This window comes from Streptomyces sp. WMMB303 (assembly GCF_029351045.1).
Taxonomy (GTDB): Bacteria; Actinomycetota; Actinomycetes; order Streptomycetales; family Streptomycetaceae; genus Streptomyces.
In genome coordinates this window covers 6791798-6806088 of sequence record NZ_JARKIN010000001.1, presented here as the reverse complement: position 1 = coordinate 6806088, position 14291 = coordinate 6791798, and the positions used below count along the sequence as shown (strand labels likewise).

The following is a 14291-nucleotide window of genomic DNA, read 5'->3' as shown; positions in this document are numbered from 1 at the left end:
CCAGCAGCCACCGTGGCCACCGCAACGGGTCTTGATCGCCGCCACGATCGCCCTGTTCACCACAGCCATCACAGCCACCGCAGCCACCACTCGAAGCAACCGTGAGAAAGCGACAGCCGGCCATGACATCGACGGGGACCAGCACCGAAGGCGCCGGGCACACCGGCCCCGGCGCCGAGGAGCACACCTACCGCACGGCCGCCGAGGAGGGAGAGGCGGCGGACAAACAGGCGTACGGCGAATACCTCGTCGGCCGAGGACGCGTCGACGACGCCGTGCCGTGGTTGGAGGAGGCGGCCAGGGGCGGCGACGCGCGGGCCGCGCGGCTGCGCGCCGTCATGGCCAAGGACCGGGGCCAGTTCACGGTCGCCGACTACTGGTACCGGAGGGCCGCCGAGCGGGACGGCGACTGCGCGTTCGGGCTCGCGGAGCTGCTGTTGGAGTGGCTGGAGGACCCGGAAGGTGCTGCCGAGTGGTACGCGAGGGGGGCCGCTCTCGGCAGCGTCAAGTGCCGCACCAACGGGGCCCTGCTCCTGCTCCGCCAGGGCCGTACGAGCGAGGCATGGGAGGAGTTGGCAGCAGCGGCGCCTCACGACCACGTCGCCGACCGGATCGAGGACCGGCTGATCGAACTCGAAGACCGGCTCGACGCCTACCGGGGCCGGGCCCACGAGCTCGGCCTGCTGTGCGCGCTGCCGCCCGAGGAGCGGCCCGCGGACCTCGACGAGCAACTGGAGGCGTTCCTGGAGGACGGAGACGACGCGTGCGCGGGCGCCCCGCTGTGCGAACTGCACACCGAGCCGGAATGGTTCACCTCCTACCCGTCCTTCCTCACGGAGGCGGAGAAGGTGTACGAGGCGGCGCAGGTCCTCGGCGACCCGCGCACCGACCGCTGGCACGGGCTGCTGCACTACAACCTGGACCGGTACGGGGACGCTTGCCGGGTGCTGGAGGACGGGCTGCGCCGGCACCCCGGCTCCCGGACGCTGGCCCGCACTCTCAGCGCCGTACATCTGCAGTACGGCGAACTGGAGGCGTACGAGGCGTCGCTGCTGCCCGGCGCTGAGGCCGGTGACCGCGTCCAGCAGCGACGGCTGGGCGACCACTGCCGCGACCAGTGGCGGTTGGCCGAGGCCCGCCGCTGGCTGGAGGCCGCCGAGGCGGGCGCCGAGGAGGATGACGACCACGACGAACTCGCCGCCGCATCACTCGAAGAGCTGGCGCGGGCCGAGTCGGCCGCGCCGCCGGCCCTCCACGCCGAGGAGGAGGCCCGGCTGCCCGCACTCCGCGAGGCCGCCGCGTCGGGCGAGGCCGCCGCAGCGCTCGAACTCGGCCGGCTGACGGAGAAGCTGCGCCGCTACCCGGAGGCCGCTCGCCACTACAAGCGCGCCCTTTTCCTGGCCGACGACACCGGCCCGCACGGCCCCGCCGCCTCGTACGCGCTCGGCCGCATGCTGCACGAGGAGTGCGGCGCCCATGAGAAGGCCGTCGTCCCGCTCTGTCTGCCCGCGGCCACCGCGGGGGACCTGGACGCCGTCGAGGGACTGGGCGCGCTGTACGTACGGCTGGACGAGCCGGTCAAGGCGGAGCCGTGGCTGCGCAAGGCCGCGCGATTCGGCCGGCCCGACGCCGCGGGCTGGGTCGGCAACCGGGTCGGGGACGACTACGGCGACATGGAGGAGGCCGTCCGCTGGTGGACGCGTGCCGCCAAGGGCGGAAAGGTCTGGTACGGCTGGCGCGCCGGTAAACAGCTCGTCCGGCGGCGGCGCTACGCGGAGGCCGAGACCCTGCTGCGGCTCGCCTGGACAGGGAGGGAAGAGCAGGAGGCGCTGCACGAGGCCGCCTACTGGCTGGCACGGGCCCTGCACGGCCAGGGGCGCACCGCCGAGGCGGTGGAGTGGCTGCGCACCGCCCGCGAGGTGCACCCCCTCGTGCGGCTCGGCTACAGCGGCTTCATGCTCACCTCGCTCTTCGACCCGACGATGGAACTGGCGGAGCTGCTGGTCGACGAGGTCGCGACGGCCGAGGCGTACACGGAGGCCGCGGAGCTGCTCGCCGCCGTACCGGAGACCTCCCCGGAGCACAGCGCCGCCCGGCAACTGCCGGCCCGCGTCCCGGGGCGGAGCTGAAGCGGAGGGGTTGCCGCGACCCCCGTACCGCCCTCCGGGCTGACCGGGAGGGCGACCGTGTCCCGTTAGGCTGGCCGCATGCACGGCGGCGCACAGACGGTACGGGGCACGCGGCGGGCCGTCGCCGTCGTCGCCGTCCTCGTGATGCTGCTGCCGGCACTGTGCGGGGCCGTGCAGCTCGCGGGCGCGCGCGGTGCGCAGCCCGCCGGGGCCGACTCCGCGGCGGCGTCCCAGGTGGCGCGGACCGCGGTGGCCGCACCGCACGCCGCCGGACCGGAGGTGCCGTACGCCGCTGAGCCGGTGCGGTATGCCGCCGCACCGTCCGTCGACTCCGACGACCGTGTGGTCTCCACCTCCGCCGACGCGGATCCCCGCCACTGCCACCGCTCCAAGGGCGGGGGCGGCGCGCTTCCGGCGGCTCCTGTCGGCAGTCGGCAACTCCTGTCCCTCGCGCTCCCGGCCTGCCTCACCCCGCAGTCGCACAGCGCGATCGGGGCGGCGCACGCCAGACCGCCCGTGCGCGGTCCCGCGCCGATACCGCCCCCCACCCCTGTCGAACTCTCCGTCCTGCGCGTGTAGCCGCGCCCGCCGGCGCGGTGTTCCCCGCGCGCGTCCGCACGGTGCGGACGCGCCTGTCTCCGTGCCGGTTCCGGATCGCCGCATTCCGCCACCGCGACAGGAGACGTCCGCATGCCCTCGACCGAACCCAGCAGCACCACCGAGCCGCCCGAGCCCCCGGAGACGACCGCCGCTCCCCCGAACCACGATCACAAGCCGAAGCCGAAGCCCAAGCCGAAGTCCCCGGCACCGGTCCGGTCCCGCAAGGGGGTCGTCATCGGTGCGCTCGTCGCCGTCGCGGCGCTCCTGGCGGGCTGGCTGTCGCAGTACGCCGTCGGCGGGGACGCCACCGCCCCGCGTGCGGGAGGCGACCCCGGCAACGCCACCACCGAGGAGCGCTCCGAGGACACCGCGGCCGGCGATCCGGCGTTGCTGAAGCTCGCCCGCCGCGACGCGGACGACCCGTTCGCGCGGGGCGCCGAGGACGCCCCCGTCGTACTGATCGAGTACGCCGACTTCGGCTGCTCGTTCTGTGGCAAGTTCGCGCGGGACACCGAACCGAAGCTGGTCGAGAAGTACGTCGACAAGGGGCTGCTGCGCATCGAGTGGCGAAACTTCCCCGTCTTCGGCGAGGGCTCCGAGCGTGCCGCACTCGCCGGGTACGCGGCGGGCGAGCAGGGCCGGTTCTGGCAGTTCTACGACGCCGTCTACGCCGACAAGGGCAACGAGAAGAACGCCTTCGAGGACGGGCACCTGCGCGAGCTCGCCGAGCAGGCCGGCGTCCAGGACCTCGACCGCTTCGACCGCGACCGCGCGAGCGAGGCCGCCAGAAAGCTGCTGGAGAAGGACCGCACCGAGGCATACGGTCTGGGCGCCGCGGCCACCCCGGCCTTCCTCGTCAACGGTCAGCCGATCGCGGGCGCGCAGCCGGACGAGGTGTTCACCGACGCGATCGAACGCGCGGCGGCGGCAGCCGGGAAGTCCGGGAAGCCCGGCGCGGGCGGGGACCAGGACTGATGGACGTCGGATACCTGGCCGCCTTCCTCGGCGGCCTCCTCGCCCTGCTCAGCCCGTGCAGCGCGCTGCTGCTGCCCGCGTTCTTCGCCTACTCGATCGACTCCGCCGGCCGGCTGACGGCCCGTACCGGCATCTTCTACCTCGGACTGGCCACGACGCTGGTTCCGCTGGGCGCCGCCGGTGCGTTCGCCGGCCGGCTCTTCTACGGCCACCGGGACCTGCTGGTCTCGGCGGGCGGCTGGCTGATCATCGCTCTCGGAGTCGCCCAGGTGATCGGTCTCGGCTTCGCCCCGCGTCGGCTGCGGGAGGTGTCGGGCCGCATCCGGCCCACGACGGCGCTCTCGGTGTACGCGCTCGGAGCCGTGTACGGCCTGGCCGGGTTCTGCGCCGGCCCCATCCTCGGCAGCGTCCTGACGGTGGCGGCCGTGCACGGCAACCCCGTCTACGGAGGTGTGCTGCTGGCCGTGTACGCGCTGGGCATGGCCGTACCGCTGTTCGTGCTCGCGCTGCTGTGGGAGCGGCTCGACCTGGGGCGGCGGCGGTGGCTGCGCGGAAAGGAACTGGTGGTCGGCGGGCGCTTCCGGCTGCACACCACCTCGCTCCTCTCCGGGTTCTTCTTCGTCCTCCTCGGAGCCCTCTTCCTCGCTTTCGACGGCGCGTCGGGCCTGCCCGGACTCTCGGATGTGGACGGTGCCTTCGCCGCGGAGAACTGGGCCCGCCGAGTGGGTGACGCGGTGCCCGACAGCGTCCTGCTGGGCGCGCTGCTGCCGGCGCTGGGCGCGCTGGGTGCCGCACACGGCGTACGGACGGCACACGCACGCCGCCGCGCCCGCGCCGATGCGTGGCCGGACCCGGAAGCCGGAGCCGACGCCGGGCCACGGCCGGCCCCCGCCACACGGTCCGGCCCGGACGGGCGGTCCGATCCGGACGCGGCGCGTGCGGACACTCGGCCGCCTGCGGACGCATAGCGGCAACCGGCGGCAACCGGCTCCGCCCGGTGCGAGAGGAATCGGGCGGGGCCGCGCGGGCCGGGGCGCGCGGGCCGAGGGCACCGCGAGGCGGAAACGGTGGAATGCCCCCTGTGTCCGCATAGTGTGCAGGCATGAGCGAGGAACCCGAGTGGTCCGAGCACCGCGCGGACGCCGGCCCCGACCGGCCCCGCCACCCCGCCGATCAGCAAGGACGGCAGGGTCAGCAGGGCCGACACGGCGGCACGCGGCGCACCGCCGCCCGGATGTGGCAGGACTTCAAGGACTCGCCCTTTCTGCCCGCCACCGTGCTGGTGCTGATCCTCGCCGCGGCCGCCGGTCTCTTCGCCGGGTCGTACACGTACGCCATGGCCAACCCCACCCCGCACCACGTACCCGTCGCGGTCGTGGGCGAGCCGGAGGGCCACCGGGACCGCGCCGCGTTCGTCCAGGGCATGGAGAAGGCGCTGGGTTCCTCGCTGGAGCTGCGCCACTACGACACACAGGCCGCGGCGGAGCACGCCGTCGAGGCCCAGCAGGTCTTCGCGATCATGCGGGTGGAGCGGCCGGAGGGCGTCGAGCTGGACGTGTCGAGCGCGTCCGGCGCCTCAGTGGCCGAGCTGCTGGGCACGGCGGGACCGAAGGTCGGCAGAGCGCTCGGCGTCACCGTGAAGGTGCGCGACCTCAAGCCGCTGAACGCGGGCGACCCGCGCGGCCTGGCGATCTTCTACATCTCGCTCGCCGCCGTCATCATCGGCTTCGTCGGCGCCATCCAGCTCAGCGTCCACGCCCGCGCCCTCAACCCGCCCGAGCGCATCGCCTTCACCGCCGCCTACGCACTCCTGGGCGGATTCGTCATCGCCGCCGTGGTCGACTGGGGACTCGGCGCGCTGAAGCTTCCATTCGTCCACTCCTGGCTGATCCTCGCGCTGACGATGTTCACCAGCGGGATGGTCTTCACCATGTTCAACACGTTGATCGGCCGCTGGGCGATGCTGCCGACCTGGGGTGTGATGGTGCTCCTGGGCAACCCCTCGTCCGGCGGCGCGGTCTCCTGGCCGCTGCTGCCCTCGGCACTCGGCGAGATCGGTCGCTGGCTGCCGCCCGGCGCCTCGGTGAACGCCCAGCACACCGCCGTCTACTTCGCCGACCACCAACTCGTGCAGCCCTACCTGGTCCTCGCCGCCTGGGCGCTGGTCTCCTGCACCGTCTTCTGGCTGTGGCGCCACCGCCACCCGGGCGGCCGGGACCGCGCCCCGGCCCACGCCGCGGCCCCGTCCTGACCCCCGTCCTGCCCCCGTTGCTCCCCCCGCTGCTCCCCCTCGCCGCGCGTCCGACGGGATGCGGCGCCGTACGCCGGATACGCCCGGCCTGTTGTGCGAAGCGGTATTTCGTGCCCTCTCCCGCGGGCCCATACGGTCCGAGGCATGGAGTGGAATTTTCCGACGGCCGGACAACTCGCGGTCGCCTTGCGTGCCGGTGAAGTGACCTCGGTGGAGTTGACCGACGAGGCGATCGCCCGTATCGAACGGGACGACGATGCGCTCAACGCGATCTGTGTGCGGGACTTCGACCGGGCACGGGACGCCGCACGCGGTGCCGACCAGGCCCGTGTCCGCGGTGCGGACCGGCCGCTGCTGGGCATCCCGGTGACGGTCAAAGAGTCCTACGACATCGCCGGGTTGCCCACGACCTGGGGGATGCCGCACCACCGGAACCATGTGCCGGCCGAGGACGCGGTGCAGGTGTCGCGGCTCAAGGCCGCGGGTGCGGTGGTGCTCGGCAAGACCAACGTGCCCTTGGGGTTGCAGGACATACAGAGTTTCAACGAGATCTACGGCACCACCAACAACCCGTGGGATCACCGTCGTACGTCGGGCGGATCCTCGGGCGGCTCGGCGGCCGCTCTGGCGTCCGGATTCGGCGCGCTGTCCATCGGTTCCGACCTCGCCGGTTCGCTGCGCACTCCCGCGCACTTCTGCGGCATCTACGCGCACAAGCCGACACTCGGGCTGGCGCCGATCCGCGGGATGGTCCCGCCGCCCGGGCCGGCCCTGCCGGTCGAGCACGACCTGGCCGTCGTCGGTCCGATGGCGCGCACCGCTCGCGACCTCACGCTCCTGCTCGACGTCATGGCCGGGCCGGACCCGCTGACGTCCGGTGCGGCGTACCACCTGACGCTGCCGCCCGCGCGCCACGAACGACTCCGCGACTTCCGGGTCCTGGTCCTCGACGACCATCCGCTCATTCCGACCGGGTCCGCTGTGCGGGAGGGCGTGCACCGGGTGGCCGACGCCCTTGCCGACGGCGGCGCCCGCGTCGAACGGCACAGTCCGCTGCTGCCCGATCTGGCCGAAGCCGCGATGCTCTACCGGCAGTTTCTCTTCTCGGGCTCCGCTGCGCACTTCCCCGTCGAAGAACACGAGCAGTTGCGGGCCCGCGCCGCCCAGCTGAGCCCGGACGACCAGAGTCTGGACGCGGCAGTGCTGCGGGGCATGGTCGTCAGCCACCGCGACTGGCTCCGGGCGAACGACCGCCGCGAGCTGCACCGCCACGGCTGGCGCCGGTTCTTCGCCGAGTTCGACGCCGTGGTGTGCCCCATCACTCCCACGCCCGCGTTCCCGCACGACCACAACCCCGACCCGAGGCGACGCCGGATCGACATCGACGGCGCCGAGTATCCGTACTTCGACCAGTTGGTCTGGGCGGGTCTTCCGACCATGCCCGGTCTGCCCGCCACCGCCATACCCGCGGGCCGGTCCCCCGAGGGCCTGCCGGTGGGTGTGCAACTCGTCGGTCCGATGTTCGAGGACCGCACCCCGCTGCACCTGGCGGAACTGCTCGAGCAGAAGATCGGCGGGTTCCGGGCACCGCACTAGGAATCGGCCGGGTGCCGAATTCTACGGTGGCATTGTGGATGCATGGATGCCGGGAGAGGGTGAAACACCCGTCATCCAGAAGCGAGAAAGGGCAGATGCCGTCGGCCACCTGGCCATAAGCGTGTCGGTGCGCGGGTGGAACAACCCGGGCGACACAATCGCGCCATGAAGGACTGGTTGAGTTGCCGCAGGGGCGAAGCGGGTTCATGGGAACTTCGGGAGGGCATTCGGGCGCGCGTCAGCGAGTTGCGTGCGATTCTGGACGACAGAGAGGCAGCTGCTGCGCAGGCGGCGGGCCCGGAAAGCAAGAAGGGGAAACTCCTCGCAGATGCCCGGGATGAACTGCGCTTGGCCGAGGAGAAGATTTCAGAGCGCCATTCGGGCAGGTACAAGAACGCCTCCCATGTCATCGTGGGGCAGATTCACCTCGACGCCGCACACAATATTCTGCTGCGGCTGTCGGAACTGAATGATGTCGTCCCGATGCTTCCAGGGGTACTCGCCTTCGTGCGCGAGAATCTCCGCCCCGACGATCCGCGGCGCACCAGAGTGGAAAAGATCAATCAAAGGGTCTCGGAGGGGAGCAGTCTGGACGAGGAGGCGCGTGAAGCACTTCTCGATGCCATGGGCGCGGCCCGACAGGTCGACATCCGCGAGAAGATGCGGGTTCGCAGCTTCGTCTACATCGTCTGGTGGGTCATGCTCGGGTTGACCGCCATCGCGATCGCCGTGGCCGTCCTGGGGGGAATCAGCCGTGGCGCGCTGCCGCTGTGCTTCACGCCGGAACAATCCGGCGTGGGCCGCCTGGCAGTGTGCCCCCTGGACATGGCACGCCTCCCGAAGGATCCCGCCCGTGTCGGGGAGACCAGGAAGATCGTGACGGAAACGAGCCGCCCGGCGGACTATCTCGCCGTCGAGCTGGTGGGCCTCGTAGCCGCCTGCATCGCTGCAACCGTGACTCTGCGACGCATGAGAGGTACCACTACGCCGTTCGGAGTCCCGCTCACCCTCGCACTTCTCAAACTGCCCACCGGAGCGCTGACGGCGGTTCTGGGTATTCTTCTGATGCGAGGTGGATTCATTCCCGGGCTGACCGATCTGGACTCGCCGGGCCAGATCATCGCCTGGGCCATCGTGTTCGGATACGCGCAGCAGTTGTTCACGCACCTCGTCGACAACCAGGCGCAGTCGGTCCTCAGTACGGGCGGCAACTCCAAGCCCCGCCGCGCACCTGAGGAGGAGGAAAAGCTCGATGCCTGACCCCATCTCGTGGGCCTGTTCCCGCATGGAGTCGGCAGCCTCAGTGAATTGACGCTCGGCTGTCCGCACAGGGTGACAGGGCTCCTGGGGCGGTGCAATATGCCATGGAATCAGCCTTGCTGGACGTCCGATCCTTCCCGGGATTTCAGGTGCCGCCGGGACTTGCTTTTCCGGATTTCTCTGCCAAGGCATTCTCACCTGCGACGGCGAGGTTTCTCCGCTTGCAGGTCGGACAGCTCCTGGGTGGCGGCCCCGGTGTTCTCACCGCATGACCCGCGGCGGCTGGCCGCACCGAGGTCAGCCGGTGATGTCACCGCATGAGAAAGCCCCCTGCCGGATGGGTCCGACAGGGGGTCTCCTACTTCGCGGTGGTGGCTGGGGCCGGGGTCGAACCGGCGACCTTCCGCTTTTCAGGCCGTAGCTGGGCCTGACCTGGGCGGATGGCTGCGGCCAGGTGTGTCGGCTGCTGGCTGTCGTTGTGCGCTGCTGTTGGCGTACGGATTGGCGTACGCCGGCCGCTCTATTCCGGCACCGGGGCGGGCGCGTCACTCCCGCTCCACCTGTGTCACTGTGGAGGAGTGCCACCCTAGGGAAGTGAGGAGGTTCGATGGCAGAGACGGCTAGGCAGATCGCTGATGATCTGCGGGCGCGCATCAGCTCGGGCGAGCTGACGCCGGGCGACCGAGTCCCCGGTGAGCCTGCGCTTGTCAGGGACTACGGCGTCGCCAAGGAGACCGCGCGCCGTGCCTTGACGCTGCTCGTAGACGAGGGGCTGGCCGTCCGTCGACGGGGCAGCGGCACCTATGTTCGCGAGTTCCGTCCCATCCCGCGCGTGGCGAACAAGAGGCTGGCTAAGGACGGCTGGGGCTCCGGAAAATCCATCTGGGATGCCGACCTCGGCGACCGCGAGTACACGGTGACCGACCTCCAGGTCTATGAGTCGGAGCCTCCGCGACAGGTGGCAAAGCTACTGGAACTGGACGAGGGCGAGCCAGTCATCGTCCGCAGTCGGCGCTACGTGGTGGAGGGGGAGCCAGTCCAACAAGCCACCTCCTACCTGCCTGCCAAGGAGGTACGGGACTCGCCCATCGCGCAGGAGAATCCAGGCGAGGGTGGCATCTATGGCCGCCTTGCTGACCTGGACCTGAAGCCGGTCCGCTTCACGGAGGAACTGCGGGCACGCATGCCGAGCCAGGAAGAGTCGAGCTTGCTCGACGTGTCCGCCGGCACGCCCGTGGTCGAGATCTGCCGCATCGCGTTCACGGCCAACGGCCGACCGATCGAGATCAATCAGATGTTGCTGGATGCCGGGGTCTACGTGATGAGGTATCACCTCGAAAGCTAGCCCCACCACTTCGCGAAACCAGGGAGCCCGCCAGTCGGCGGGCTCCCTTTTTGCTGCTCAGGGGCGTCTTCTCAGCTCCTCATTGACATCCCTAGGGAACTCTGTCTCAATATCCCTAGGGAACTTCGCAGAGGTTCCCAAGGGCCCCTTCGGGGGTCATGAGGCCCTGTGCGCTCGCACGGGGGCGAGGGACCCGGACCCCTTGGCAGTTCGGAGGGCTTAGGCCGAAAGGCCACGTCTCCATACGCCTGAAACGGGAGCCCGTGTTCCCGAAGGAGACATCCGCACAATTCGACCTCTCCGCGGCGCTGCGTGCGCTGCGGCCGGTTGCCTCCTCTGCCCGTCCGGGTCCGCGTACTGCGCGGGGTCGTACGGGCGGGGCTGAGGGGAGCCGGAGATTCCTGCTTCTCAACGGCGCACGGCCCCGGGGGTGCATCCCCGGGGCCGCTGAGTTGGGCCGTCCCGATTCGAGAGGACACGACCCATGGATCACATCGTGACTGTTCAGGGGGCTGTTACGGCCTTCGCCCCGTGGCGCGAGCCGACCGAGGCCGAGCTGGACGCCATCGAGCTGGAGATGCCGGCCATCAGGACGGATGTCGACTGGTTGGAGGCGGTCATCATCACGTTGGACCGCACCCCGACCGAGCTGGACACTCGCCGCGTCCGCCGCGCCCGGCGCCGGGCGCTGGAGGCGCGCCGGGAGCTGGCCAACCGGACCGCGGAGAGCTTCGCGGGAGGTGCGGCATGAGCGCCGTGGCGGACGCGAAGAGCGAGGTGAAGGCGGAGATCGCCCGCACCGACAGCAAGGCGAGTCTGCTGCTGGCCTTCAACGGCGTGGCGCTGGCCGGCGTGTGGTCGGTGGGTGCGCAGGCGTGGGTGCCGGTGGCGGCCCGGATCGTCGGTGCCGGTGCGCTGGGCCTGCTGCTCGCTTCGGTGACCCTGCTGCTGCTCGTGGTCCGTCCCCGTATCAGCCCGACCGCGGCGAAGGTCGGGTTCCCGCACTGGGCCAAGCTCACGGCCGGCGAGCTGACCGCTGAGCTGGCTGCGGACCGCACCGCCGACCATGTGGTGGCGCTGTCGCGGATCGTGGTGGTCAAGATGCGCGCTTTGCAGCGCGCGGTGAACCTCACGCTGGCGACCGGCGCCCCGCTGGCCGTGGCCGCTGTCATCACGGCAGGGGGTGCGGCATGAAGGGCAAGGGCCGCACGCTGCTGGTGGCCGCGCTGGTCGCGGTCGTGGGCATGGCTTTTCGGGTGTCGTGGAACGCGCTGCGCGACATCGCCGGCGCGATCGGCGCCGACCAGGCCGCCGCCACGCTCTACCCGTTCGTGGTCGACGGCCTGATGGCCCTCGCACTGGTCGCCACCCTCGTCCTGGACGGTGACGACCGCAGGTTCGCGCTACGGGTGCTGGGCGCCTACACCGCCGCTTCACTGGTCCTGAACTACGTGCACGGGCTGGTGCCCGACCTGCACGGCGGGTCGGTCGACTGGGGTCGACTGGCCGACTGGGATCCCGCGAACTGGGCGCTGGTCCTGCTGGCAACGAGTCTGCCGGTCGGCTCGATCTACTTCGGGTCCGACCTGGTGGCCAAGGTCCTCCACCACCGACCCCACACCACACCCGATGCGGAGAAAACCACTCAGAGTGGGGTGGAACGGTCGACATCTGACCTGCGGGAGCCCGCCCCGGCGCCCGTCGCACCGGACCCCGCCCCGCTGCCGATTCCCGGAACCCCGGTCGAGGTGGACGAGCCGACCGAGACGGCACCGCCCGCACCGACTGCGTCCGTGCCGCCGGTGCGGGCGGTGGCGGCGGAGTCGACTCCGGGCCCGCGCCGGGCGACCGGCCGGGTGCCGGAGTCGGCCCGGCCCAAGCGCCCGACCCGCACCCCCGACCAACTGCTGAGTGAGGCGCGGTCGGCCACCCGGACGTGGTCCGACTCCGACCTGACCGCCGAGGCAGTCCGCAAGGCCGTCCACACCTCGGCAAGCAAGGCGCGGGAGCTGCGCGACACGCTCAAGACCGAGCGGACCGAGGGGCGCGCGGCCGAGCAGCGCCACCAAATGGAGGCCCCGGAGGTCGAGGCCGCGTTCGCCCGACTGGCCACCGCCACCCCGGCCGACAGGGCCGCGCTGGAGGTGGCGGCATGAAGAATCGGGCGGCGCTCTGATGGCCGCGCTTCCCGCCTACCGCTGGCGGCTGGCACCCGACGGCTACGCCACGCGCCGACAGCTCCGAGCCCGGGGCCTGCGCCCCGGTGGTCAGGAGGTGGCGGCGGTCATCGAGCGGCCCCGCCGCCGGCGCGGCCCGCTGGTGGCCCACCTCTACCGCCTCGACCTCGCGGTGCCCGTCCGGCCGATGACTCCGGCCCGGTGGGCGGCGCTGGCCAAGGCGAACACCGCCCGCCGCACCTGCCCCGCCTGCGGGCGGGACGCGGGCTACGTCATCCCCACCGCGCTCGGGACCTGCGTCCCGTGCGCCTACCCCGAGGACGTGCAGGCCGCCGCCTGACCGCCCCGGAGAGGACATCCGGATGAGCGACATCGAGAAAGCGTCCGCCGAGGCGGTCGAGGCGGCCCGGCAGAGTGACCAGCTCGCCCTGATGCTGGCCGCCGTCCAGGCCGCGAAGGAGTCCCAGCCGTCGCCGTGCCGGCACCACCAGGCACCCGCCGGGCAGGGGGCGGCCGGCAAGTGGGTGGCCATCGGCATCGGCGGCAGCTTCCTGGCCGTCTCGCTGGCCGTCTCCATGGTCGCCTTCGCCATCGGCGCCGTCGCCCTGACCGTCTGCCTGGTGGTCCTGCGCTCCGTCTGGACCGACTTCACCCACCGCAAGGGCTGACTGGTCCTTCCGCGCCAACCAGCCCTCCCCGGGCTGGCGGGCGTGGTGGGGCCGGACCGTCCGGCACCGGAGAGGAACCGCCGTGAACCGCTACCTGATCGAACAGTCCGCCGCCCTGCTGCTCGCCCTGGCGGTCGGCGGCTGGTACGCCGCCACCCTCCACGACCACCACGTCCCCACCGGAACCCTGGTGGCCGTCGGCCTCGTCATCGCCTGGCTGGTGCGCCACACCCTGCTGACCCTCGCTGCCCGCCTGGTGCCCGTCAGCCCCCGCGAGCAGCAGGCCATCGCCGAGCTGCGGGCCGCGGACGCGGCACTGCACGCCAACCAGGCCGCCGAGATGGCGGCCGGCATCGACTGGGAGACCGCCGAGTTCCACCGCCTCAACGACGCCGCGAACGCGGCTGCCGACCGGGTGTCGGTCCGCCACGGCGGCACCCGCCGCCGGTGACCCACCGCACCAATGGCTGATCGAAGGAGAGGAACCCGCTTCATGAGCGCAGGACGTACCTACACCACCAGCGAGAAGGCCCGGCGCACCCGGCTGCTGGCCAAGGGCGCGAAGGGCGCCTACGGCGACATCAGCCGTATCGAGCGCGAGCTGGACCGCCTCGACCGCGTCGCCGCCGACCGGTACGAGCGCGAACAGCGGGCCCTGGCCCGGCAGGTCGACCAGGCCAAGGACGAGCTGGCCGCCGCCAAAGCCGCCGAGCGGGCCGCCGACCGCGGCGAGCGGCAGCGGGCCAAGCAGGCCCGCAAGGACGCCGAGGACCGGCTGCGCCGCGCCGAGCGCGCCTGCCGGTAGCCCCGACTGCTGAGAGAGGAAACCCGATGACCGAGAGCATCCCCGAGACGATCCGCTACACCGCCGACGTGGTGGTCACCACGACCGACGGCCGCGTTCTGCTCATCGAGCGGGACTGGCCCCCCTACGAGGGCGCGTGGGCGCTGCCCGGCGGGCACGTCGACCCGGGCGAGACCAGCCGTGAGGCTGCCGCCCGGGAACTGGCCGAGGAGACCGGTGTGCACGCGGCGCCGGACGAGCTGGAGCACATCGGCGTGTTCGACGCTCTGGGCCGTGACCCGCGCGGGCGGTACGTCACCGTGGCCTACCACCTCACCGTCGTCTCCGGCATGCCTGCCCAGGCAGGCGACGACGCCCGCGACGCCCGCTGGTGGCCGCTGAACGCGCTGCCCCCGCTGGCCTTCGACCACGCCGACATCATCACCGCCACACGCGGCTAGCTACGCCCCGCGACGGCCGTCCAAGCCTGCCAGCGTCGCCGGCCG

The 14291-nt window shown here is 71.8% G+C and carries 16 protein-coding genes; all 16 read left to right on the top strand.

The genetic code is table 11. From position 1 onward, the window contains the following. Positions 1-122 precede the first annotated feature (122 nt). The 16 genes from P2424_RS29485 (at position 123) to P2424_RS29410 (ending at position 14246) form a co-directional block, all read left to right on the top strand. Positions 123-2129: a hypothetical protein gene (locus P2424_RS29485; protein ID WP_276478702.1), complete on the top strand. Its 2007-nt coding sequence runs from the start codon at positions 123-125 to the stop codon at positions 2127-2129. Between the two features lie 78 nt (positions 2130-2207). Continuing rightward, positions 2208-2708, top strand: a complete 501-nt coding sequence (locus P2424_RS29480; protein WP_276478701.1) for a hypothetical protein — start codon at positions 2208-2210, stop codon at positions 2706-2708. A 111-nt stretch (positions 2709-2819) separates the two neighbouring features. Beyond that, entirely contained in the window at positions 2820-3704 is an 885-nt protein-coding gene (locus P2424_RS29475) for a thioredoxin domain-containing protein (protein WP_276478699.1), read from the top strand. Beyond that, on the top strand, positions 3704-4672 hold the full coding sequence (locus P2424_RS29470; protein WP_276478698.1) for a cytochrome c biogenesis CcdA family protein: 969 nt from the start codon (positions 3704-3706) through the stop codon (positions 4670-4672). The genes P2424_RS29475 and P2424_RS29470 overlap by 1 nt, the downstream gene beginning before the upstream one ends. Before the next feature lie 266 nt (positions 4673-4938). Continuing rightward, positions 4939-5955 (top strand): ABC transporter permease, encoded by a 1017-nt coding sequence (locus P2424_RS29465; protein ID WP_276479179.1) that lies wholly within the window; start codon positions 4939-4941, stop codon positions 5953-5955. A 144-nt stretch (positions 5956-6099) separates the two neighbouring features. Further along, positions 6100-7551: an amidase gene (locus tag P2424_RS29460; RefSeq protein WP_276478697.1), complete on the top strand. Its 1452-nt coding sequence runs from the start codon at positions 6100-6102 to the stop codon at positions 7549-7551. 165 nt (positions 7552-7716) lie between these two features. Then, on the top strand, positions 7717-8811 hold the full coding sequence (locus P2424_RS29455) for a hypothetical protein (RefSeq protein ID WP_276478696.1): 1095 nt from the start codon (positions 7717-7719) through the stop codon (positions 8809-8811). Between the two features lie 607 nt (positions 8812-9418). Then, entirely contained in the window at positions 9419-10156 is a 738-nt protein-coding gene (locus P2424_RS29450; RefSeq protein WP_027759788.1) for a GntR family transcriptional regulator, read from the top strand. 484 nt (positions 10157-10640) lie between these two features. Then, entirely contained in the window at positions 10641-10907 is a 267-nt protein-coding gene (locus P2424_RS29445) for a DUF6284 family protein (protein ID WP_276478695.1), read from the top strand. Further along, positions 10904-11350 carry a Pycsar system effector family protein gene (locus tag P2424_RS29440; RefSeq protein ID WP_276478694.1) on the top strand — a complete coding sequence of 149 codons (447 nt, stop codon included), beginning with the start codon at positions 10904-10906 and terminating at the stop codon, positions 11348-11350. Before P2424_RS29445 ends, P2424_RS29440 begins: the two co-directional genes overlap by 4 nt. Continuing rightward, positions 11347-12312 carry a DUF2637 domain-containing protein gene (locus tag P2424_RS29435; RefSeq protein WP_276478693.1) on the top strand — a complete coding sequence of 322 codons (966 nt, stop codon included), beginning with the start codon at positions 11347-11349 and terminating at the stop codon, positions 12310-12312. The genes P2424_RS29440 and P2424_RS29435 overlap by 4 nt, the downstream gene beginning before the upstream one ends. A 19-nt stretch (positions 12313-12331) precedes the next feature. Further along, positions 12332-12673: an RRQRL motif-containing zinc-binding protein gene (locus tag P2424_RS29430; protein ID WP_276478692.1), complete on the top strand. Its 342-nt coding sequence runs from the start codon at positions 12332-12334 to the stop codon at positions 12671-12673. Positions 12674-12695: 22 nt separating this feature from the next. Beyond that, a complete protein-coding gene (locus P2424_RS29425; RefSeq protein WP_276478691.1) occupies positions 12696-13001 on the top strand; it encodes a hypothetical protein in 306 nt (101 codons plus the stop codon). A gap of 82 nt (positions 13002-13083) precedes the next feature. Beyond that, positions 13084-13452, top strand: a complete 369-nt coding sequence (locus P2424_RS29420) for a hypothetical protein (RefSeq protein ID WP_276478689.1) — start codon at positions 13084-13086, stop codon at positions 13450-13452. A 42-nt stretch (positions 13453-13494) separates the two neighbouring features. Then, positions 13495-13806: a hypothetical protein gene (locus tag P2424_RS29415; protein WP_276478688.1), complete on the top strand. Its 312-nt coding sequence runs from the start codon at positions 13495-13497 to the stop codon at positions 13804-13806. Between the two features lie 26 nt (positions 13807-13832). After that, complete coding sequence (locus tag P2424_RS29410) at positions 13833-14246, top strand: NUDIX hydrolase (RefSeq protein ID WP_276478686.1); 414 nt, start codon at positions 13833-13835, stop codon at positions 14244-14246. Positions 14247-14291: the final 45 nt, after the last annotated feature.